General features: G+C 47.9%; 14 protein-coding genes, 17 tRNA genes and 3 rRNA genes. 26 read left to right on the top strand and 8 right to left on the bottom strand.

Features of this window, described 5'->3' with window-relative positions:
- Positions 1-82 precede the first annotated feature (82 nt).
- Complete coding sequence (locus C0638_RS05440) at positions 83-1039, bottom strand: L-lactate dehydrogenase (RefSeq protein ID WP_058710441.1); 957 nt, start codon at positions 1037-1039, stop codon at positions 83-85.
- 540 nt (positions 1040-1579) lie between these two features.
- On the opposite strand from C0638_RS05440, the gene C0638_RS05435 reads away from it, so the two are divergent.
- From C0638_RS05435 to C0638_RS25565, 3 genes are all read left to right on the top strand, one after another.
- Positions 1580-2395: a MerR family transcriptional regulator gene (locus C0638_RS05435; RefSeq protein ID WP_013369110.1), complete on the top strand. Its 816-nt coding sequence runs from the start codon at positions 1580-1582 to the stop codon at positions 2393-2395.
- Between the two features lie 145 nt (positions 2396-2540).
- Positions 2541-3368 (top strand): serine/threonine protein kinase, encoded by an 828-nt coding sequence (locus tag C0638_RS05430; RefSeq protein WP_058710442.1) that lies wholly within the window; start codon positions 2541-2543, stop codon positions 3366-3368.
- Positions 3369-3475: 107 nt separating this feature from the next.
- Positions 3476-3595, top strand: coding sequence for a hypothetical protein (locus C0638_RS25565; RefSeq protein WP_013369112.1), 120 nt, complete (start codon positions 3476-3478; stop codon positions 3593-3595).
- A 183-nt stretch (positions 3596-3778) separates the two neighbouring features.
- On the opposite strand, the gene C0638_RS05425 is transcribed toward C0638_RS25565, so the two are convergent.
- From C0638_RS05425 to C0638_RS05415, 3 genes are all read right to left on the bottom strand, one after another.
- Complete coding sequence (locus tag C0638_RS05425; protein ID WP_080567850.1) at positions 3779-3958, bottom strand: hypothetical protein; 180 nt, start codon at positions 3956-3958, stop codon at positions 3779-3781.
- 91 nt (positions 3959-4049) lie between these two features.
- The gene (gene gntK / locus C0638_RS05420; protein ID WP_013369114.1) at positions 4050-5597 is read right to left on the bottom strand and encodes a gluconokinase; all 1548 of its coding nucleotides are present in this window, start codon (positions 5595-5597) and stop codon (positions 4050-4052) included.
- Between the two features lie 239 nt (positions 5598-5836).
- A complete protein-coding gene (locus C0638_RS05415; protein WP_102163378.1) occupies positions 5837-6532 on the bottom strand; it encodes a GntR family transcriptional regulator in 696 nt (231 codons plus the stop codon).
- Between the two features lie 192 nt (positions 6533-6724).
- Here C0638_RS05415 and map point away from each other — a divergent pair, with 192 nt between their 5' ends.
- Entirely contained in the window at positions 6725-7471 is a 747-nt protein-coding gene (gene map / locus C0638_RS05410; protein ID WP_013369117.1) for a type I methionyl aminopeptidase, read from the top strand.
- Between the two features lie 191 nt (positions 7472-7662).
- On the opposite strand, the gene C0638_RS25295 is transcribed toward map, so the two are convergent.
- Entirely contained in the window at positions 7663-8004 is a 342-nt protein-coding gene (locus tag C0638_RS25295; RefSeq protein ID WP_199771168.1) for an SDR family NAD(P)-dependent oxidoreductase, read from the bottom strand.
- A 576-nt stretch (positions 8005-8580) separates the two neighbouring features.
- On the opposite strand from C0638_RS25295, the gene C0638_RS05400 reads away from it, so the two are divergent.
- From C0638_RS05400 to C0638_RS05300, 21 genes are all read left to right on the top strand, one after another.
- Positions 8581-10134: ribosomal RNA gene (locus C0638_RS05400) — 16S ribosomal RNA — on the top strand.
- A gap of 218 nt (positions 10135-10352) precedes the next feature.
- Positions 10353-13278 (top strand): 23S ribosomal RNA (locus C0638_RS05395).
- A 78-nt stretch (positions 13279-13356) separates the two neighbouring features.
- A 5S ribosomal RNA gene (gene rrf / locus C0638_RS05390) occupies positions 13357-13473 on the top strand.
- The 16S, 23S and 5S rRNA genes sit together here with 17 tRNA genes alongside, the layout of an rRNA operon.
- 82 nt (positions 13474-13555) lie before the next feature.
- Positions 13556-13631, top strand: a tRNA-Ala gene (locus tag C0638_RS05385).
- A gap of 4 nt (positions 13632-13635) precedes the next feature.
- A tRNA-Asn gene (locus tag C0638_RS05380) sits at positions 13636-13711 on the top strand.
- A gap of 3 nt (positions 13712-13714) precedes the next feature.
- A tRNA-Ser gene (locus C0638_RS05375) sits at positions 13715-13806 on the top strand.
- Between the two features lie 19 nt (positions 13807-13825).
- A tRNA-Glu gene (locus tag C0638_RS05370) sits at positions 13826-13897 on the top strand.
- 9 nt (positions 13898-13906) lie between these two features.
- Positions 13907-13982 (top strand) — tRNA-Val (locus C0638_RS05365).
- A 29-nt stretch (positions 13983-14011) separates the two neighbouring features.
- A tRNA-Met gene (locus tag C0638_RS05360) sits at positions 14012-14085 on the top strand.
- 25 nt (positions 14086-14110) lie between these two features.
- Positions 14111-14187: transfer RNA gene (locus tag C0638_RS05355), tRNA-Asp, on the top strand.
- A gap of 13 nt (positions 14188-14200) precedes the next feature.
- Positions 14201-14276: transfer RNA gene (locus tag C0638_RS05350), tRNA-Thr, on the top strand.
- 4 nt (positions 14277-14280) lie between these two features.
- Positions 14281-14366: transfer RNA gene (locus C0638_RS05345), tRNA-Tyr, on the top strand.
- 102 nt (positions 14367-14468) lie between these two features.
- Positions 14469-14543, top strand: a tRNA-Gln gene (locus C0638_RS05340).
- 4 nt (positions 14544-14547) lie between these two features.
- Positions 14548-14623: transfer RNA gene (locus C0638_RS05335), tRNA-Lys, on the top strand.
- Positions 14624-14635: 12 nt separating this feature from the next.
- Positions 14636-14716 (top strand) — tRNA-Leu (locus tag C0638_RS05330).
- Between the two features lie 11 nt (positions 14717-14727).
- Positions 14728-14802 (top strand) — tRNA-Gly (locus tag C0638_RS05325).
- Positions 14803-14807: 5 nt separating this feature from the next.
- Positions 14808-14884 (top strand) — tRNA-Arg (locus C0638_RS05320).
- Positions 14885-14896: 12 nt separating this feature from the next.
- Positions 14897-14976 (top strand) — tRNA-Leu (locus C0638_RS05315).
- 7 nt (positions 14977-14983) lie between these two features.
- Positions 14984-15060, top strand: a tRNA-Pro gene (locus tag C0638_RS05310).
- Positions 15061-15067: 7 nt separating this feature from the next.
- Positions 15068-15138 (top strand) — tRNA-Gly (locus tag C0638_RS05305).
- Positions 15139-16274: 1136 nt separating this feature from the next.
- Positions 16275-17237: a glycoside hydrolase family 26 protein gene (locus C0638_RS05300; RefSeq protein ID WP_102163377.1), complete on the top strand. Its 963-nt coding sequence runs from the start codon at positions 16275-16277 to the stop codon at positions 17235-17237.
- A gap of 229 nt (positions 17238-17466) precedes the next feature.
- Here the strand turns inward: C0638_RS05300 and C0638_RS05295 are convergent, their stop codons facing one another.
- Positions 17467-17964 (bottom strand): CcdC family protein, encoded by a 498-nt coding sequence (locus C0638_RS05295; RefSeq protein WP_040102282.1) that lies wholly within the window; start codon positions 17962-17964, stop codon positions 17467-17469.
- Positions 17965-18128: 164 nt separating this feature from the next.
- Complete coding sequence (locus tag C0638_RS05290; protein WP_102163376.1) at positions 18129-18605, bottom strand: disulfide oxidoreductase; 477 nt, start codon at positions 18603-18605, stop codon at positions 18129-18131.
- 229 nt (positions 18606-18834) lie between these two features.
- On the opposite strand from C0638_RS05290, the gene C0638_RS05285 reads away from it, so the two are divergent.
- The gene (locus tag C0638_RS05285; RefSeq protein ID WP_013369121.1) at positions 18835-19461 is read left to right on the top strand and encodes a nitroreductase family protein; all 627 of its coding nucleotides are present in this window, start codon (positions 18835-18837) and stop codon (positions 19459-19461) included.
- A gap of 106 nt (positions 19462-19567) precedes the next feature.
- Here C0638_RS05285 and mprF read toward each other — a convergent pair whose 3' ends face one another.
- Positions 19568-22210: a bifunctional lysylphosphatidylglycerol flippase/synthetase MprF gene (mprF, locus tag C0638_RS05280; RefSeq protein ID WP_102163375.1), complete on the bottom strand. Its 2643-nt coding sequence runs from the start codon at positions 22208-22210 to the stop codon at positions 19568-19570.
- Positions 22211-22339 lie beyond the last annotated feature (129 nt).

Genomic DNA, 22339 nt, shown 5'->3' with positions numbered 1-22339 from the left:
CTCCTTACCCTAAATGAGGGCAAGGAGCTTTTTTTGCTGTGCGGCAGGTTCGTGTTCTGAATAAGGTACTTACTCTATGGGCTTACACTAAGCCTGAAATGGCACGAATATTGTCGCTGATCAGGTGGCAAGAGGCGTCGAACTTGGCTTGCTCTTCTGGGCTCAGCTCAAGTTCAATGATCTCCTGAATTCCTTTACTGCCAATGATTGCTGGAACGCCCGTGCATACATCAGTGTGTCCATACTCGCCGTCCAATACGGCAGAGATCGCTATAATTTTACCGTCGTCATTTAAGATGGAACGGGTAATGTAAGCCAGCGCATTGGCAATACCAAAATAAGTGGCACCTTTGCGGGTGAAAATCTCCCAACCGGCATCCCTTGTTTTACGGGCGATGTCATCCAGATCAACGTGTCTGAATCGTTCCTTATGCTGACGCAAAATGTGCAAGAGCGGCTTGCCGCCAATCGTGACGTGCGACCAGGCCACGAATTGGGATTCGCCATGCTCGCCCAAGGCATACCCCTGCACACTGCGTGGATCTATGGAAAATACCTCAGAAAGCAACGTCTTGAGTCGGGATGAGTCAATAGAGGTGCCTGTGCCGATCACCTTATTACGCGGCAGACCGGATATACTCTGCACCAGATAAGTAACAATGTCGACAGGATTAGCGGCAATAACGAAAATACCATCGAAACCGCCCTCCATAATAGCTGTCACAATCTCTCTGGTGATATGCACGGCATCGTCCAATACAGACAAGCGGTCTTGGCCGGGTTTAGGGTTGGATCCAGCTGTTATAATTACAACATCCATATCCGTGCAGTCTGCATATGTGCCTGCACGGACCTTGGTGCGTGTAGACGTAAAATCCATACAATGGGACAGATCCAGTGCATGGGCTAAAGCTCGGTCATACGTGCGGTCAATCATCATGATTTCATCACAAATGGACTGATTGACCATTGAGTAGGCACAGCTCGAACCGACCATTCCCGCGCCGACAATCGCTACTTTCCTTGCCTTCCCCTTCATTTATGTTTCCTCCTCGTTCCAGCGAACGTTAATATGCTACAAATTATGCCTGAAATCCATTTTACGTTACATAACATAACATATTGCTGATCTTTTGAAAATATCCATTTTTTTGCCCTCATTCCGATAAATTAAAAAACGAAAGATGAGTAGGGAGAGCTATTAAGGATTAATTAAAGAATAAACGTGGATTATCAATATTCTTTTTATGGGAGGGCAGGAAGAAAATATCCATTTATTTATAAATGGTTTTCGTATAAATCATAACATGGACCATACTCATGGAAGAAATGTTGCCATAACAATATTGAAAGTATGACATTTTAGGTGACGCTTCTTAAAGAGCCTCAAGAGTATACAGTGTAGGGGCGTTCTCAGCGATGTCGCTTCTTGTATTTTTATAATGTATTCGTTTATGACAAAGGTTCTTAGTAGTCTGCATTATTAGAACATTTTTGCCAAAGGATTTCCAATGGTTTCCGCGAATTCTACATATACAAGCTTATTTCTTTCCATACCATCCGGGGAGGTAATGATTAAATGGAAGAAAGCAAGTCGACGACGGAAGCAGCAAAGCAACTGGGAATTGGGGCGAGTACCCTTCGTAAATATGCAGCGGCGCTGGAGGAACAGGGATATGTGTTTCAGCGTTCCGCTAACCAGTCGAGAATGTTCAGTGCTGGGGATGTTGATTGTTTGAAGGTGATGCGGAGGGCGCTGCGTGAGCAGCATATGACGATGGAGCAATCCGTTCAGGTGGTACTTGAGAGAATAACCGCTCCCTTCCAACTGGAGGATGAAGAATTCCGCTTGCCACCTATCTCGGATGCTGAGTCACTGACCGCAACCTGGCAAGAAATAATGGCGGCGGCTGAGAACAGAGAAGAGACAGTCGTGCAGGAGCAAGCTGCTGCTACGGTTGAGCTGACAGAGTTAGAGGATGAAATGAGCGTTCAGGAATTGTCGGAGGAACCCATGCAACCGCAGGAGCAGCTTCAGACTTTGACATCAGCCATTGAATATAGATTGGAGCAAGCACCTGTATCCGTACAAACACAGGAGTCTGTAGAGCCGCAAGAGCTGGCGCAGATGCAGGATATGGTGCAAACCGCTTTGTCGGAAATGCGGAGCCGTTTGGAGGAACTGGAAGCAGAGCATAGCCGTTTGGTGGAGAAGAATGTTAGCTTATCTAACCAACTGGAGGATCATAAACGTTGGATGAAAGAAAGGGTCGAGGAAGAACGGGATCGGCAGTTAATCACTAATTTACGTACCTACCAGGGCCGGCAACGCAAAACGCGCAGTTCGCTGTTGTCCTGGCTCGGTCTGACACCGCGTAGCCGTAGAGAGGCATAACGAACATTATCTTGCCTAATAAGACCATCAGACCTAATCGGTTCTGATGGTCTTTTGGCGTGGATGATATAATAACGGAATACAAGAATACGAGGACAAGTCGCATAGGAAACGTGGTGCGACATGTATAAGAAAGGATCTAAGTATGTTTGCTTGGTTGCGGAATATTTATGAATCATGGATGGATTATCCCAAACAGCCTGGTGATTTGCTCAGCGGACGTTATTGTGTTCGTTCGCTTTTAGGCATGGGTAGCTATGGTTTAACCTACCTCTGTCTGGATCGGCACAGCGGGCAGGAGGTGGCGGTCAAACTGCCCAGACCGAGCAAACGAGCGCAGGCAGTTCAGCTATTGCAGCGCGAGGCTCACATTATGCGACAGATGGAGCATCCTTATATTCCGAAACTGCTCGAGAATGACAAACATTCGGACGAAATGTATATGGTCATGGAATACGTCTCCGGTATGACCTTGGAGGAGCTTATCTTTGAACAGGAGCGTTCCTTTACGGAACAGGAATGTATCGTCTACATTTTAGAGTTAATGGAGCGAGTTTTGTATGTGCATGAACGGGGATATATCCATCGTGATATCCGCATCCCTAACGTAATTCACCGTGAAGGGAAGCCGTACCTAATCGACTTTGGGCTTGCTCTGGCCGTGGGAGAACGACAGGAGGATGTATTCACCGAAGCCATGCTGGAAAAGCGCGCACCTGAGCGACAAGATGTCGCTTTTTACAGCGATTTGTACGATATCGGGCATTTCATGCTCTTTATGCTGTATAGCAGTTATGAGCCTCAGCCGGATCAACCGCCTGGAAGCTGGCAGGAAGAATTAGTATTAAGTCAACCAGTGCGTCATATATTGGAGCGGCTTTTCCAAATTCGCCCACGTTATGAAAACAGTCGACAGTTTATGCAGGAGCTGGAGGAAGCATTGTTGCTGCTAGAGGTTAATCCAGAATCGTAGCTGAAAATAAACAGGCATTCGCCGCAAAAATGGGGGAATGCCCCCCTTACGCATTAGGCCAGGTCTACATACAATGATCCTGTAAATGAGCGAAGGGAGTGTTGTAAATGAGTCATATGTGCGGAGTAGGCGGTATGGGTTGCGGTGTAGGTGCCTGGACCTCTGTAGGGGCGATTCTGGTACTGTTTATTTTGCTGGTGATTATCTCTAAAACCCTGTTTCTGTAATTTATGTAATTTCGGTTATAGCCGATTTCCTGTAAAGTGCACTGATGTTGCTCTGCAAAACGAAGGGCGCACAACAATAAAGCGAAGGCCCTTGATGAGAAGGGGCTTCGCTTTATAAGTTTAAGGAGCCTGTGGTTTGCTTCTGTGTTACGTTGTACTCCGCCCCTGCTTCGTGTGGTTTGGCTAGGAACTGGAGTAATGACGGCGTTTATCCTTGTAATATCGGTGACCGTTATGGCTGTTCTTGTATCCGTCTGATGAAGAATGGCGTTTACGGTCGTAATAACGATCTGAGCTGCTGTATCGCCGCTTATGGGAATGAGAGGTGGAATGTAGCAGGCGGTGCAGTAAGTTTTTGAGCATCGTCTAATCCTCCTTCTTATCCTATCCAACTGACATAGACAGGTCTTATAAAACGATAATACGCAACAGTGTTAGAACAGGTTCCACTAATTTAAAATTGTAGGGACTTGGCCTGAAATTCTGCAATATCCTTGAACTCTTCTTCAAATTTACGGGAAATGCGAATATAGATCGGCAGTAAATCGCGATAGATATCTACATGCTCTGCCGCAGGTTTATGCTGATGAGTGGTGCCGATCATACCGGATACTGCATCTAGCGAATCAATTCGCCCTAACGCGTACAAGCCTAGAATAGCTGCACCTAGACATGAGCTTTCCAGACTTTCGGGAATAATGACTTCCTGGTCGAAAATATCCGCCATGAGCTGTCTCCATAGCTCCGAGCGTGCAAATCCACCCGTGGCATGAATGACTGACGGTCTGTCGATGACTTCTTCCATAGCGAGCATGACTGTATACAGATTGAACAGTACGCCCTCCAGTGCGGCGCGAATCATGTGCTCTTTTTTGTGCCGCAGGGACAAGCCGAAGAAGGAGCCGCGCGCATTTGGGTCCCACAGAGGAGCGCGTTCGCCGGATAGATACGGAAGGAAAAGCAGACCGTCCGAGCCGGGACGCACCTGTTCCGCGATTTGGGTCAGTACATGATACGGATCAATTCCCAAGCGTTTGGCAGTTTCCACCTCAGAGGCTGCAAATTCATCCCGTATCCAGCGGAAAACGATACCGCCGTTGTTCACCGGGCCGCCGATGACCCACAGCTTTTCGGTCAAGGCGTAACAGAAAAAGCGCCCTTTGGCATCGGTGAGAGGCTTATCAACTACAGTACGGATGGCTCCGCTGGTGCCGATGGTAACAGCGACAACTCCAGGTTTGATTGCATTCACACCGAGGTTGGATAAGACACCGTCACTGGCTCCGATCACAAAAGGAGTCGTCTCCAGCAGGCCCATGTCATGTGCATAGGCTGCGTCAAGCCCTTTTAGCACATGAGTTGTCGGCACCAGTTCGGACAGTTGCTCCTTCGTCACACCTGCAATAGTGAGCGCTTCCTCGTCCCAATCCAGCTGCTTCAAATTCATGAGTCCGGTAGCGGAGGCGATCGAGTGATCCACGACATATTGGTGGAATAACCGGGCAAAGACATATTCTTTTATAGAAATAAATTTGTACGTCTGGGCCGCAACATCCGGTAAATCTCGTGTAATCCACATTAGTTTCGTCAGCGGTGACATGGGGTGAATGGGCGTTCCAGTGCGTAAGTAAATATCGTGTCCATTGTATTTATGTTTGAGCGCTTCAGCCCATTTGGCACTACGATTATCTGCCCAAGTGATGGAGGCGGTCAGTGGTTTACCGTTCTTGTCTACCGCCAGTACGCTGTGCATAGCCGAACTAAAGGAGACGAACAGCACATGTTCGGCGGGTACTCCGCTTTGTGTCATGACCTCTTGCACCGTCGCTACGACAGCTTTGAAAATATCTTCAGGATCCTGTTCTGCCGCATCTGGCTCAGGTGTATGGAGTGGATAGCCCACATGATGCTGCGCGGCAATATTGCCGTTTTCTTCGAAAAGCACTGCCTTGGTACTGGTTGTGCCAATATCGACGCCGATCATATATCGGGTTTCAGTCATATTCATTCTCCCCTTCACTTACCTTATTAGCTCATTATCGTTAAATTAACACATTCAGCAGCATAATCAAACCGAAAGCGACCAGGGAGAGGATGGTTCCATAACATTTAAAAGAATGAAGGCAACAATATGTATAGATAATTGTATACTTGTCGACAATTGAGTCTGGAAAAAGAGCCGCGTCAGCTGGAGCACGCATAAAGGCGCGGTACACTGGCTCTTTGCCAAGCAAGTTGCAACTAGGATAATGTCTTTCTATAGGAGGACAAAACGCTATCGTTAACCGCGTTGCGGGTGTCTCGATAATGTTCCTCGATAAGTCGTGACAACTCCTGAGCATTCGCTTGGTTTAAAGCATTTGCAAAGGTGCGGTGCTTGCGAATTGTGACTTGAGATTCTTCGATGTTAGACGCAAATCGTTGTTCTGTCGCAGCCAGCATAACTGTCAGGATCAACTGTCTCATACCATTCCATGTATGGAGAATACGGGTATGGCCTGCTTCCAGAACCAGACTTTCATGAAAATTAAAGTCCTGAAGAGAAAATTCAGCGATATCCCTGTGCTTGAGAGCGACTTCCATTTTGTCGATCATCTGATTTAAAGTGGTTACCAATATGGTATTATCCTTATGTACATACCTTTGAACAACAAAATGCTCAATCAGCATTCGTACGTCGAATAGCTCCTCCATATCACTGGGTGTCATACCGATCACAACCGCCCCCATGCGCTCCAAACGGATAAGTCCTTCGCCTGAGAGCACTTTCATGGCTTCACGCACAGGAGAACGACTGGTACCAAAATCGGTAGCAATCTGATTCTCAGATAGAACAGTGCCGGGTGTCTGCATACCGCGTATAATCTGAAGTCGGAGTTCACAAGCAATCCTCTCTCCAAGCGATGCGCCCTGTAACCAGGTTGTTGGATATTTCATAGAATACTCCTATCTTGCAAATAATTTTGCATACATGTATACAAATTATGGAGTATTATAAACCCCGTTTAAGTCCCTGTAAACGGTATCAATTGACATCGGTTCCATTTCGCTGCTTTTAGCGTTACAATAGAAGCAGAAAAAAGAAACAGTGAAAAGTGGAACGAACACGGATAAGAAGGAGAACGTTTAATGATTATCATTAAAACCAAAGAACAAATTGAAAATATGAAAAAAGCCGGCGAAATTTTGGCTGCCTGCCACCGGGAAATTGCCAAAATGATTAAGCCGGGTATTACGACACTGGAAATCGACGCCTTTGCAGAATCATTTATGAAGAAGCACGGCGCAACGCCGGAGCAAAAGGGTTATAACGGCTACCAGTTTGCAACTTGTGGTTCACCTAATGATGTGATTTGCCACGGCTTTCCTAACAAAACACCATTGAAGGATGGCGACATCGTGACGATCGACATGGTTGTGAACCTGAATGGCTGGTTGGCTGATTCTGCTTGGTCGTACGCGGTAGGGAATGTGTCTGAGCAGGCACAAAAGCTGTTGGACGTTACCAAAGAGTCTCTGTATAAAGGGATTGAGCAAGCTGTTGTTGGTAATCGGATCGGGGATATTTCCCATGCGATCCAAACTTACGCGGAAGCGGAAGGCTTCTCGGTCGTACGCGAATTTATTGGGCATGGCATTGGGGAAGAAATGCATGAGCAACCGCAGGTTCCACATTACGGACCTCCGCATCGTGGACCACGTTTGAAAGAGGGCATGGTCATTACAATTGAGCCGATGCTCAACACAGGCACATACCGTAGTAAAATTGATGCAGACGGCTGGACCGCGCGTACGTTGGACGGCGGTTTGTCGGCACAATACGAGCATACGCTGGCAATTACAGCAGACGGTCCAATCATTTTGACCCAGCAATAAAAGCAGGCATCCATCAGTAACGTACAGACTAACGAATTAAATAAGTAGACATATTACAGAAAAGAGGCTGTCCAAAGGACAGCCTCTTTTACCACGTGCATTCTATAAAAGAATTCTCTGACTCGGATTAGTTCTGTAAGTGGACCGTATTTCACGGTTCTGCATGTAGTGAGAATGACCGGACTGACAACCTATGGAAGAAGGCTACTTTTCTGCTGAAGAAAAGAAGAGCCTGATGCTGATCCAGAGGTATGGGGGTGATGCTGACGGTGATGGGAAAGCATATATGTGAAATATACAAGGATGCTATTTTTTGGGTAAGTAATTTTAAAAAGTACCAAGCCAACATCAATCGTTAATGTTGATCCAATTATATAGGAAGCTTCGTCAGAGAGAATCAAGCGATACCTTTTGCAACTGCTGGATCGCCAGCTCGCTTCATTGGTAAGACCTTGAATTGCATGTTTTGATGCCACGTAAGCGCCGTATGCCGGAAATGCTTTCAGACCAGCAATGGAAGAAACATTGACCATTGATCCTCCGCCATTTTAGCATTTGTTGGATCTCGATTTTCATGCTCTAATATACACTTAAATGCATTAGTTTTATACTATTCAAAAACAAGGTCATTATCTGACTTAAGCTAATGATGCTTGCTCTAAAGCAATTGCCTGCATGCAATAGATCCAGTTAAATACTCACGATGTCTATAATGAAGAAAAACAAATTCAAAGGTTTAATGGATACAGTTGTAGAACTGATGTTGAAAAAAATCGGTTGGTGGTTATTAACTGGAATTTTTTACATGTTGTAATCAGTAAAGCTAAATGGTATATTATTTGAGCTGACAACAAAACAGCCGTTTCGAAAAAGTATAACTAGGGCGAAATAACCTTCGAAAAGAAGAAAAAAATAACCTTTGCATTTTTGAAACGAACATGATATGATCTTATAGCTGCTGAAAAACGCAGTGAAAAGAATTTGATCTTTGAAAACTGAACAACGAGTGAGTAAATGATTTTGTTCGCAAAATCAAACAATGAGATATTTTATCTCGTCAGTTTCAAAATGAGCTAATCGCTCTTTCTATAACCAACTCTGGTTGGTCTTTAATGGAGAGTTTGATCCTGGCTCAGGACGAACGCTGGCGGCGTGCCTAATACATGCAAGTCGAGCGGGGTTATGTAGAAGCTTGCTTCTACATAACCTAGCGGCGGACGGGTGAGTAACACGTAGGCAACCTGCCCACAAGACAGGGATAACTACCGGAAACGGTAGCTAATACCCGATACATCCTTTTCCTGCATGGGAGAAGGAGGAAAGACGGAGCAATCTGTCACTTGTGGATGGGCCTGCGGCGCATTAGCTAGTTGGTGGGGTAAAGGCCTACCAAGGCGACGATGCGTAGCCGACCTGAGAGGGTGATCGGCCACACTGGGACTGAGACACGGCCCAGACTCCTACGGGAGGCAGCAGTAGGGAATCTTCCGCAATGGGCGAAAGCCTGACGGAGCAACGCCGCGTGAGTGATGAAGGTTTTCGGATCGTAAAGCTCTGTTGCCAGGGAAGAACGTCTTGTAGAGTAACTGCTACAAGAGTGACGGTACCTGAGAAGAAAGCCCCGGCTAACTACGTGCCAGCAGCCGCGGTAATACGTAGGGGGCAAGCGTTGTCCGGAATTATTGGGCGTAAAGCGCGCGCAGGCGGCTCTTTAAGTCTGGTGTTTAATCCCGAGGCTCAACTTCGGGTCGCACTGGAAACTGGAGAGCTTGAGTGCAGAAGAGGAGAGTGGAATTCCACGTGTAGCGGTGAAATGCGTAGAGATGTGGAGGAACACCAGTGGCGAAGGCGACTCTCTGGGCTGTAACTGACGCTGAGGCGCGAAAGCGTGGGGAGCAAACAGGATTAGATACCCTGGTAGTCCACGCCGTAAACGATGAATGCTAGGTGTTAGGGGTTTCGATACCCTTGGTGCCGAAGTTAACACATTAAGCATTCCGCCTGGGGAGTACGGTCGCAAGACTGAAACTCAAAGGAATTGACGGGGACCCGCACAAGCAGTGGAGTATGTGGTTTAATTCGAAGCAACGCGAAGAACCTTACCAGGTCTTGACATCCCTCTGACCGGTCTAGAGATAGGCCTTTCCTTCGGGACAGAGGAGACAGGTGGTGCATGGTTGTCGTCAGCTCGTGTCGTGAGATGTTGGGTTAAGTCCCGCAACGAGCGCAACCCTTATGCTTAGTTGCCAGCAGGTCAAGCTGGGCACTCTAAGCAGACTGCCGGTGACAAACCGGAGGAAGGTGGGGATGACGTCAAATCATCATGCCCCTTATGACCTGGGCTACACACGTACTACAATGGCCGGTACAACGGGAAGCGAAGCCGCGAGGTGGAGCCAATCCTAGAAAAGCCGGTCTCAGTTCGGATTGTAGGCTGCAACTCGCCTACATGAAGTCGGAATTGCTAGTAATCGCGGATCAGCATGCCGCGGTGAATACGTTCCCGGGTCTTGTACACACCGCCCGTCACACCACGAGAGTTTACAACACCCGAAGTCGGTGAGGTAACCGCAAGGGGCCAGCCGCCGAAGGTGGGGTAGATGATTGGGGTGAAGTCGTAACAAGGTAGCCGTATCGGAAGGTGCGGCTGGATCACCTCCTTTCTATGGAGAATCGTTTCCTGCAATGGAAACATTCAAATATGAAGCATAAGCTTCAAAAATTACTCACTCGTTGCTCAGTTTTGAGAGTTCAAACTCTCAAATTGCACCTTGAAAACTGGATACCGAAACGAAATTGCGTTTTAGAATATTCCTTTAAGCTGATCTTGTGTAAACAAGTGAAATAAAGGTAGCAAATCGTATTTACATTGTAGATACTAGGTTAAGCTACAAAGAGCACACGGAGGATGCCTAGGCGCCAGGAGCCGACGAAGGACGTGGCGAACAACGATAAGGCCTCGGGGAGCTGTAAGCAAGCTTTGATCCGGGGATGTCCGAATGGGGAAACCCGGCTGTCTTCATCGACAGTCACTACTCACTGAATTCATAGGTGAGTGAGAGGCAGACCAGGGGAACTGAAACATCTAAGTACCCTGAGGAAGAGAAAACAATAGTGATTCCGTCAGTAGCGGCGAGCGAACGCGGATTAGCCCAAACCAAGGAGCTTGCTCCTTGGGGTTGTGGGACGTCTCACATGGAGTTACAAAGGAACCGGTTAGATGAAGAGGTCTGGAAAGGCCCGCCAGAGAAGGTAAAAGCCCTGTAGTTCAAAACTTGTTCCCTCCGAGACGGATCCCGAGTAGTGCGGGGCACGTGAAACCCCGTATGAATCCGGCAGGACCATCTGCCAAGGCTAAATACTCCCTGGCGACCGATAGTGAAGCAGTACCGTGAGGGAAAGGTGAAAAGCACCCCGGAAGGGGAGTGAAATAGATCCTGAAACCGTGTGCTTACAAGAAGTCAGAGCCCGATCTATGGGTGATGGCGTGCCTTTTGTAGAATGAACCGGCGAGTTACGTTCCCGTGCAAGGTTAAGGTGAAGAGCTGAAGCCGCAGCGAAAGCGAGTCTGAATAGGGCGACTGAGTACGTGGACGTAGACCCGAAACCGGGTGATCTACCCCTGTCCAGGGTGAAGGTGCGGTAACACGCACTGGAGGCCCGAACCCACGCATGTTGAAAAATGCGGGGATGAGGTGGGGGTAGCGGAGAAATTCCAATCGAACCCGGAGATAGCTGGTTCTCCCCGAAATAGCTTTAGGGCTAGCCTCGGAAAAAAGAATCGTGGAGGTAGAGCACTGATTGGGTGCGGGGCCCGCAAGGGTTACCAAGCTCAGTCAAACTCCGAATGCCATAGATTTAGTTCCGGGAGTCAGACAGTGAGTGCTAAGATCCATTGTCGAAAGGGAAACAGCCCAGACCATCAGCTAAGGTCCCCAAGTGTGTGTTAAGTGGGAAAGGATGTGGAGTTGCACAGACAACCAGGATGTTGGCTTAGAAGCAGCCACCATTGAAAGAGTGCGTAATAGCTCACTGGTCGAGTGACTCTGCGCCGAAAATGTAACGGGGCTAAACACACCACCGAAGCTATGGCTTGATGCTTGCATCAGGGGTAGGGGAGCGTTGAATGCGGGTTGAAGGTGTACCGGAAGGAGCGCTGGACTGCATTCAAGTGAGAATGCCGGTATGAGTAACGAAAAGATCTGTGAGAATCAGATCCGCCGAAAGCCTAAGGGTTCCTGAGGAAGGTTCGTCCGCTCAGGGTAAGTCGGGACCTAAGGCGAGGCCGATAGGCGTAGTCGAAGGACAACAGGTAGAAATTCCTGTACCACCGTAATCCGTTATGAGCGATGGGGTGACGCAGTAGGGTAGTGACGCGGACTGATGGATGTCCGTCTAAGCAGTGAGGCTGATGTGTAGGCAAATCCGCACATCGTTAAGGCTGGGCTGTGATGGGGAGCGAAAATTGGAGTAGCGAAGGTCATGATCTCAGACTGCCAAGAAAAGCCTCTAGCCAGGAGAAGGTGCCCGTACCGCAAACCGACACAGGTAGGCGAGAAGAGAATTCTAAGGCGCGCGGAAGAACTCTCGTTAAGGAACTCGGCAAAATGACCCCGTAACTTCGGGAGAAGGGGTGCCTCGGTAGGGTGAATAGCCCGAGGGGGCCGCAGTGAAAAGGCCCAAGCGACTGTTTAGCAAAAACACAGGTCTGTGCGAAGCCGCAAGGCGAAGTATACGGGCTGACGCCTGCCCGGTGCTGGAAGGTTAAGGGGAGTGGTAAGCCTTCGGGCGAAGCTATGAACCGAAGCCCCAGTAAACGGCGGCCGTAACTATAACGGTCCTAAGGTAGCGAAATTCCTTGTCAGGTAAATTCTGACCCGCACGAATGGCGTAACGACTTGGGCGCTGTCTCAACGAGAGATCCGGTGAAATTTTAATACCTGTGAAGATGCAGGTTACCCGCGACAAGACGGAAAGACCCCATGGAGCTTTACTGCAGCTTGATATTGAATTTGGGTACGATCTGTACAGGATAGGTGGGAGCCGTAGAATCTTGAGCGCCAGCTTGAGAGGAGGCATCCTTGGGATACCACCCTGATCGTATCTAGGTTCTAACTTGGTACCGTGATCCGGTACGAGGACAGTGTCAGGTGGGCAGTTTGACTGGGGCGGTCGCCTCCTAAAGAGTAACGGAGGCGCCCCAAGGTTCCCTCAGAATGGTTGGAAATCATTCGAAGAGTGCAAAGGCAGAAGGGAGCTTGACTGCGAGACCTACAAGTCGAGCAGGGACGAAAGTCGGGCTTAGTGATCCGGTGGTACCGCATGGAAGGGCCATCGCTCAACGGATAAAAGCTACCCTGGGGATAACAGGCTTATCTCCCCCAAGAGTCCACATCGACGGGGAGGTTTGGCACCTCGATGTCGGCTCATCGCATCCTGGGGCTGAAGTAGGTCCCAAGGGTTGGGCTGTTCGCCCATTAAAGCGGTACGCGAGCTGGGTTCAGAACGTCGTGAGACAGTTCGGTCCCTATCTGTCGTGGGCGTAGGAAATTTGAGAGGAGCTGTCCTTAGTACGAGAGGACCGGGATGGACGTACCGCTGGTGTACCAGTTGTTCCGCCAGGAGCACCGCTGGGTAGCTATGTACGGAAGGGATAAGCGCTGAAAGCATCTAAGCGTGAAGCCCCCCTCAAGATGAGATTTCCCAGTATGTAAGACCCCTTGAAGACGACGAGGTAGATAGGTTGGGGGTGGAAGTGCAGTAATGCATGGAGCTGACCAATACTAATCGGTCGAGGGCTTATCCTAAAGATAAGACGCAAGGAAGTTTCGGATCCAGTTTTCAGGGTGTAACCTTGAAGTTAGAATTTGCGAGGCAAATTCATGTTTGGTGGCGATAGCGGAGGGGTTCCACACGTACCCATCCCGAACACGACCGTTAAGCCCTCCAGCGCCGATGGTACTTGGACCGCAGGGTCCTGGGAGAGTAGGACGCCGCCAAGCATAAGCCCCTTCTCTGGGGATTTTTTTTCGCCTGTAAGACTAACCTTTACATAATCAGAATTTTAATGGTTATTTCTAAGATGGGGCTATAGCTCAGCTGGGAGAGCGCCTGCCTTGCACGCAGGAGGTCAGGGGTTCGATCCCCCTTGGCTCCACCAATATTCCCTGATAGCTCAGTTGGTAGAGCACTCGACTGTTAATCGAGTTGTCACAGGTTCGAGTCCTGTTCGGGGAGCCATATGGAGAGGTGTCCGAGTTGGCCGAAGGAGCACGATTGGAAATCGTGTAGGCGCCAAAAGCGTCTCGAGGGTTCGAATCCCTCTCTCTCCGCCAGCTCTTATAATAGATATGTGGCCCGTTGGTCAAGGGGTTAAGACACCTCCCTTTCACGGAGGTAACAGGGGTTCGAATCCCCTACGGGTCATAGTAGTATGGAGGCTTAGCTCAGCTGGGAGAGCATCTGCCTTACAAGCAGAGGGTCGGGGGTTCGATCCCCTCAGCCTCCACCATGAGTAATATTGAGAAGTACCTTCAATGTCGCGGGGTGGAGCAGTTCGGTAGCTCGTCGGGCTCATAACCCGAAGGTCGTAGGTTCAAATCCTGCCCCCGCAATTAATTTCCTGATGGAAATGCCTCTGGAACTGTGGTGTAGAGGCCTAACATGCCTGCCTGTCACGCAGGAGATCGCGGGTTCGAATCCCGTCAGTTCCGCCATTTAACTTAATATGCCGGTGTAGCTCAACTGGTAGAGCAACTGACTTGTAATCAGTAGGTTGGGGGTTCAAGTCCTCTCGCCGGCACCATTTTGGAGGATTAGCGAAGTGGCCAAACGCATCAGACTGTAAATCTGCTCCCTTACGGGTTCGGTGGTTCGAATCCATCATCCTCCACCAGTTTTATTATTATGGTGGTCGTGACGAATGGATTAACGTACCGAATTGTGGCTACGGCATTCGTGGGTCCAAGGCCCATTGATCGCCCTGTTAAATACATAATGGGGATTAGCCAAGCGGTAAGGCAACGGACTTTGACTCCGTCATGCATAGGTTCAAATCCTATATCCCCAGCCATTAAGAGCCATTAGCTCAGTTGGTAGAGCACCTGACTTTTAATCAGGGTGTCGAAGGTTCGAGTCCTTCATGGCTCACCATTATCATTGTATGCGCGTGTGGCGGAATTGGCAGACGCACTAGACTTAGGATCTAGCGTCTTTGACGTGGGGGTTCAAGTCCCTCCACGCGCATACCTGTTTTTGCGGACGTGGCTCAGCGGTAGAGCATCGCCTTGCCAAGGCGAGGGTCGCGGGTTCGATTCCCGTCGTCCGCTCCATATTTGCGCCCTTAGCTCAGCTGGATAGAGCGTTTGACTACGAATCAAAAGGCCGGGAGTTCGAATCTCTCAGGGCGCGCCATTAACTTCATAAGCCGGTGTGGCGGAATTGGCAGACGCGCGCGACTCAAAATCGTGAGGGAAACCGTGGAGGTTCGAGTCCTCTCACCGGCATCTATTACGGGATGTAGCTCAGCTTGGTAGAGCACCTGGTTTGGGACCAGGGGGTCGCATGTTCAAATCGTGTCATCCCGACCATTTTTTTGCGGGTGTAGTTCAATGGTAGAACTCCAGCCTTCCAAGCTGGTAGCGTGGGTTCGATTCCCATCACCCGCTTTCTATAGATGAAAAAAGAGACGGCTTATGCCATCTCTTTTTTTTGTGCTTTTAAAAAACATCGTGTCCTTAATCAATAAAGCTCAAGAGTTAGAACATTATAGTCTAAATCGATGATGGTTCTGTAGTTGTTATTATACTTCATAGATTTACACAGACTGGTTACTCATCGTCCTTACTAACCTAACATGCCCCGTTATTTGCCCCACTATTTTAAAACTCCTTTTCTAATTCAAGTCGCTCGGAGCTCCAATCTCCTAACTCGATAGCACGATTGTAGTTGTATGATTTCTCTGAAGATTTGATTTTTCTGGATCCGTCCCACTTTGAATAGAGTTGGCACGTACAAGTTTTTCCAGACCATTTCCTGATTGTTTGGTTGTACGAATGCTGGAACGAAACGGAGTAATGGCATTACATTATTCCACATAAATCGCAGGAAGAAGAATATAGGAAACTGGGGAATAATAGTTTCACCTCTAAAAACCGAATTTGGCCCAAAGGCCGAATATCGGTTTTTTTGTTTCATGAGTGCCAAGCCAACATTTTAAAGAAAATAAACGCTATGTTTTCAGAGTGATCAGTTTAGTTCTGATAGACGCTAGTGATCCACCGTTGCTAACTATTCTGCACGTGTGTTTATTTTCTAGGCTACTGATAACAGGATACGTTAAGTGTGTGATTATGAATCTTCTATATAGTCCAAAAATAGCAATAATTTGAATCTGAATTCATAAGAGTGAAATAAAAGTATTTCCTTTATTACACACTTAGTCTCTACCACACTTTGCAAAGTTTGTTTGTTTATTGTTAACTGAATTATTTTTTTGATCTAATAGAACTATTTCAACCTTTTCCCTTGATGTCGATATAATTGAGGGTCACAAAAGTGTATTCCTTTAGGCAAATGGAGATCAACTCGCTAAAACGAAAAATATGTAGGTTGGCGAATCAGAATTGTCTTATTGAACAGGAGGGGTGTACTAGAAAAAAGACTCATTACGGAACTCAGAATTGAGGAAAAACGGAGGTTATGTTATGGACAAAAAGAATGATAAAAGTTGCTGGATGAAGTAATTGACCATAAGCCTTGCGATTACAAGCAGCAAGATATAAACATTAGGAGGATAACCAATATGAATTCATTCAAGAAAACGAAGAGCTTGATCAGCGCCCTGACCGGGGCTGCACTATTATTCTCGCTACCAATAACGGCAGGCGCGGAGAGCAATATCAACTATACAGGCATGTTCCTAGGCTATGACGGAAGTGTAAACACCAGCCCTGTTTGGACCTACAACCCTGACATTGTCTCCTATGATCTGCTGAACTGGAACCAGGGGGGCACCGATGCAGCCTCTATTACTTCTAATAGCGCCTCTGCCATCCAAGACCTGGGAAAAATCGTCACCGTTTCCACCCACATGCCCAATCCCCAGGGTGGAAATGTAAACGCCCCGATGTCTGAGTCCGATTTTAATATCTTGGCCAATACAGACATTTCATCCATCAATTCGTCCAGCCCTGCATGGCTGCAGAATTATAAGGCCCAGGTTGACAATGTTGTGACCGGTCTGCAAAAGTTTAACTCATCCCCCGTTTACTACAGACCCTTCCATGAAATGAACGGAGGCTGGTTCTGGTGGGGAAACAAGAATACGACAGACTATAAGAATCTGTACATCAATCTGTACAATTACATCGTGACGACCAATGGCATGTCCAACGTCAATTTTGTCTATGCCCCAAATAAAGGAGCTAACGCGGCTGCTTATTACCCCGGATCTAGCTATGTCACATGGATTGGCATCGACGCTTACAGCGACGATCCGTCCAATGACAATGAAATCAAGATGGCTTACAATGACATTAAAGGACTTGGCAAAACTTATGGCTTTTGCGAAATTGGGCCAGCCGTGGGTGGCGACCATGTAGATCGCAACAATAATCAGCTCAAGGAATTCGATTATTCGCTTTGGAACAACGCCCTGAATGAAGTCTACACTGGAGCAAGCTTCTTTATCACCTGGGATGGCGCTTATGCTCCGCAGAATAACACAAACGGCAGCGTGCTGTTTACAAAGGAGAGCTCCCAGTAAGTGCCTAGCGCCCGTCGTCCAGGCAGCACGGCATCAAGGCGTTAATCCCAAGCTGACCGCAGAGCCTTGGGAGAGTGAGACGTTTTCAAGAACGACAACAAAAAGCACCACCTTAATAAATTGGCCCCTGATAGACTAAAAGACCCAAAAGACACGACCTCCTGTTAGGAGAACGGGTCTTTTGGGTCTACACAGTAACATGCGAGTATGCACGTTAAATATCGGTTGGTCAGATGCGGACTTCCGTCTCATCCGGAACGAACTGACGATATTGAAAATACATACGGAGCCGCCAGTGTAACAACGTCCCGAAGGCTAGTATGAAAAATAGCCCTGCTGTTTGCGGGATGGTAATGTAATGCTGAATAAATTCATGCAGCAGCAATCGGACGATCAGCAGGCTGATCAGGATAAAAAAGAAGGTGCGCGAGCGTTGCACGAAAACCAGCCCTTCTTGTAACTCAAATTTGGTGCTACGGATCAACGGGTAGGAAAAAATAAACCAGCCGATCAGAAAAGCGCCCAGCGCCCAAAGCCAGGGAACCCGTACTTCTGGCACCACAAACATCATAAAGCCGGTGCTCATGCCGAGCGGAGGAATGATGATTTTTTTGGCATTAATCGGGCGATGACCTGTCTTCATACGGATGAAAATAGCCGATATAGCGATTAAGATCATACCGAAAGTTGCGCCATATTGCAGCAATGGGGTGCTGATATGAAACATGGACTGGCCCCCTCTATAAGGAATATAAGCGTTATTGGACAGACTGCAAACCTTTTACATTATAGCACATATACAATGGATATTTTTAGTTACAGTCTTTCCTCCGGCAAGCGGATTATACGCTTTTTGGTGGTAACCGGCCCTATAATCGGGTCTCTTTCATCTTATGCGAGTTCTTGTGCTTGTACCTCACCTGCGGCTGATTTTTTCTCTTGGCGCATGATATAAACCATCGCTGCAATAATAAGGATAAAAGCAATGAGTGCGAGAAACGGAATGGTGATGAAATCCAACCAGTTCAGGTAATCCTGTTCACAGGATACTCTGCCGCAGGCCGTTGAAGTTTGCGTGGCTGCTCTGGCGGCTGCATGGATACGCTGAATAATAAAATGATAGGCCGAAATCGCACCACCGATAATAGCTAATGGCATAACGTAAATGCGTATCTTCGTATCACCTCGAAAATATGCAATTCCGAGCAGAAGGGTCAAGGGATACATTAGAATGCGCTGAAACCAGCACAGCTTACAAGGCTCATACCCCAAGATTTCGCTGAGATACAGACTGCCCAATGTCGCCACACAAGCTACTACCCACGCGGCAAATAAAGCAATATCCGTTTTTTTAAACGATCCGATCATAGTAACGCTCCTTTTTAAATTCAAATGAGAACAGTATGAACTCATCGTGTCTTGTCCCATCGGCAGGCATTTGCCGATATCATGTGTTTATCCATATTGTACTGTATTTTGAGTGCGGGGTCATACTTAAACATATTGACATCATTCACTATCATTTTTATAATTGCAGTAGTTTGGGAAGTTAATAAAGATTCAAGATATATATTAAGAAATTAGGAGTGTGCCCAGAATGTCGAGCAGCCGGAAAAATGAAACCCTATCTGTTATTAGTGAAAGACACGCGGTAAAAAGCTATGTAAAGGATTTTAAAATGCCAGAGGAAGATCTGGAAGCTATCTTGACTGCCGCGGTAGAAGCTCCTTCCGCTTGGAACCTTCAACATTGGAAATTCCTTGTTATCGAAAGTGAAGCGGACAAACAAAAATTGCTGCCTATCGCCTACAACCAAGGTCAAGTAGCAGAAAGCTCTGTTACGATTGCCGTACTGGGTGATTTGGAAGCGAACCGCAATGCTGTCATTTATGATCAAGCGGTAGAAGCAGGCGCATTGCCAGCGGAAATCCGTGACGCATTGGTAGGTCAAATCAATGGTGCTTATCAAAACCCGCAGGTAGCTCGCGATGCAGCGATCCTGAACTCTGCTCTTGCAGCACAAAACATTATGCTGGCTGCTAAATCTTTGGGCTACGATACTTGCGCAATGGGCGGATTTATTCCAGCACAATTGATCGAGCAATTCAATATTCCAGCACGATACCTGCCAACCATGCTCATTAGTGTAGGTAAGGCACAAGTGCCAGCACGTCCATCAGGACGTTTCCCACTGTCTGACGTTGTTGTAAAAGGCAGCTTCTAAGAAGAATAGTGAATATAAAAGGGTGTTCCTGCAACCACTTGTGGCGGGGAACACCCTTTTTTACATCGTTTTAAACTGTCAAAATCCTTTTTGTATCGTACCTTGTTTAGTCCGAGCGTTTGGACACGAGATATACCAGCTCCAGCGTCAGGATCGGCAGAAAAACAGAAGCTGGATAGGCCAGATAGCGCGGCTCCCACTGCGGCTTGAATTTATCCTTAAAGCGTCGAAGCCCCTGGAAGCCGTAAAAATGTCCCCCGTATTGAAAAACGAGTCGAGCCAGCTTTTCCTCGCGCAATGCCTTTTCGCTTTGTCCTACCTGGGACAGCGGGGCCATGCCCAGGTTAAATGTCGTATATCCACTCTCCTTGGCCCACTCGATGACCCGTGTGAATAAGTAATCCATCGTTCCATTGGGTGTGTCGGGCAGGTGACGCATCAGGTCGATAGAGACCGTCTGCCCATGATTATAAGCAGGGGCCATCGTGGCGAAAGCAATGACCTTCCCTTCGGAGTCTCTAAGCAATGCAATTGGAGCCAACTGAAGGTAAGATTCTTTGAACCAGCCGAGAGAATATCCCTTCTCCTTGCGCCCATCAAGCCAAATATCCGAAATATGACGCATCTCCTCAATTAATGACGCCTCTAGAGGCGGCTGGACCATTTCGAATGAATAGCCTTCGCGGTCAAAGCGATTTTTGGCGCTGCGCAGCGCCTGATTGCTTTTGCCCGTTAGTGTAAAGGACTCGAGCGGCACGAGCGCCTCCTCGCCCAATTTAAAAAAGCGATAGCCGTTTTCGTGATAGATGGACAAATATTCCGGTGATGCTTGGTAAAATACAGCCGTCAATGCATATCGATCCGCGAACCGTTGGAATTCCTGAATGGCTTCACTCACACGTTCTTTTGGACCGAGAGGGTCACCTAATACAATCAGTTTGTCCCGGCTGCGAGCATAGGGGAGAACCACCTGTTCGTCCTTGGTCCAATACAGATATTTATCGCCCAGAAAAAGCATATGAGAAACGAGGTTACCACCCTGTCGTTCCAAAAATTCTTTTAGCTTAACCAGCTCCTGTGCGTCGGGTAGATTGCTGATGCTACGCTGAGGACGAAGAAAGAAATACACCGTCAGGAATACCCATGCCAAAATCAAACTAAATACGGCTGTAACTCCGTAATCGCTGCGGTTCATAAAAAAGTCCAGATGGACCTTGGCATGTATATGACGCATAAATGGTGTATTGGAGCCTGCCCCGATCATAAAATAAGCGCCGGTTACGAGTAGAGATAATCCGCCCCATATTAAAATGTTGTGCCGATTCAGCGGCGCACTGACCCGATAAAACCGTGAACGCGAAATCCACAGCATTAATGCCACGAACAGCAGGAAAAAGGCTTCTTCAAAATCCAGACCTTTAGTGAAGGTGAAAATGGCTCCTGTCAGCAGAAGTATCAAGGTCAGCCGCAATGCTCTGCGAATACGCAGAGAGATTCCGTGGGACAGAACGACAAGCATAATTCCGATGATAACCGAGATTTCGTGCGATAAGCGCATAACGGGCAGGCTGAGCAAATGTTCAGCAAAACGGAGCCGATACAGCAGACCAGGCGTAGCGGCCGACAACAGAAGCACCACGCCGGAGATGAGTACCAGTTTCCCAAGCGCCCATACCCCCAGATCGGCCAAAAACCGGAATTGACCAGGCCAGCCCCATACCTTCTGCCAGGCATTAAGGGAGTAATCCCAGCCTGTCTCAGCGAGCTGGCTCAGGCGCTCGTTACGCGGAATCATTTCCAGCGCGGCTAATACCAAGCCGATGAGCCACGGAATGATGTAATAAAAGACACGAAAGACCAGCAGCACAGCCAGCGCCCGGTCCGAGTTGGCTCCTGCCATTTGCAGCCCGAGCAGGGCAATAATATCGAATGCGCCGACTCCTCCGGGTGCGAGGCTGATTAACCCTGCAATTGCGGCTATTACATAAATACCGAACACAGAATGGAGCGGCAGCTCATGGAGCAAGTGCGAGCCGATCCATGCAAAGGTAAGACCAGCCAGCAGCCATTCCAGCAGAGAGGCGCCAATGGAGGCAGAGATGGTGAACCAGGAGAGCTGTCCTTCTCCCTTGTTGAACCATGTGGCATACCTTTTGGAGCGCTGCATGATCAGAAATAGAGGCAGGTATAGTGCCATTCCCCATAGTGCCCAATGAAGCCATGGGTGAGTATCCAGCACAGGCTGCACCGGATACAAATGGACAATAGCACCCCAAGCTAGCAAAGATAGTCCGGTAATGACGACAGGCGAAAGAAATACGACTGCCGAGGTGATGACACCCAATGGCACACCGCTCTTTTTATACAGTACAGTACGTAGTCCAGCTCCTGTAAAGCCTGCAAAGCCGAAGACATTATTGAAGGTATTGGAGATCCAGGCGTACCGAAATGTCGTTCCAGGCTTGACCTGAAGCTTGAAATGATGCCTGATTACATAATCGTAAGCACTCATAGCAGCCACGGCTACCAGGGAGAACAAGCCAATTTCGATGAGAAACGTGGCATCCATTCGCCGTAGCTCATGAAGCATCCGTGCCAGATTAAAGTCTTTTAGCTCTCGTCCAGCCTCCCATATAATAAAAGCCAGTACAGCCAGCGGTAGCAAAATACGCGTCAATCGCTGCCTGTAGATGGTCATCATGTACTGTACGATTTTAAAGGATTGGAACGGTTTGTGATTTGAATTCATAGATTCACCTGCTTGAAAAGGATAAGATTGAGACTGATAATGCGCGAAAACTTCCTGCCCAAATAAAAGGCTTCGTTATATTATACCTGTAATAATAGCTTGAATAACAACAGAAGGGTTACGAAATGG

Origin of the sequence: Paenibacillus sp. lzh-N1 (genome assembly GCF_002872435.1) — a bacterium.
Lineage (GTDB): Bacteria > Bacillota > Bacilli > Paenibacillales > Paenibacillaceae > Paenibacillus > Paenibacillus polymyxa_C.
This window is presented reverse-complemented; position numbering and strand designations above follow the sequence as displayed.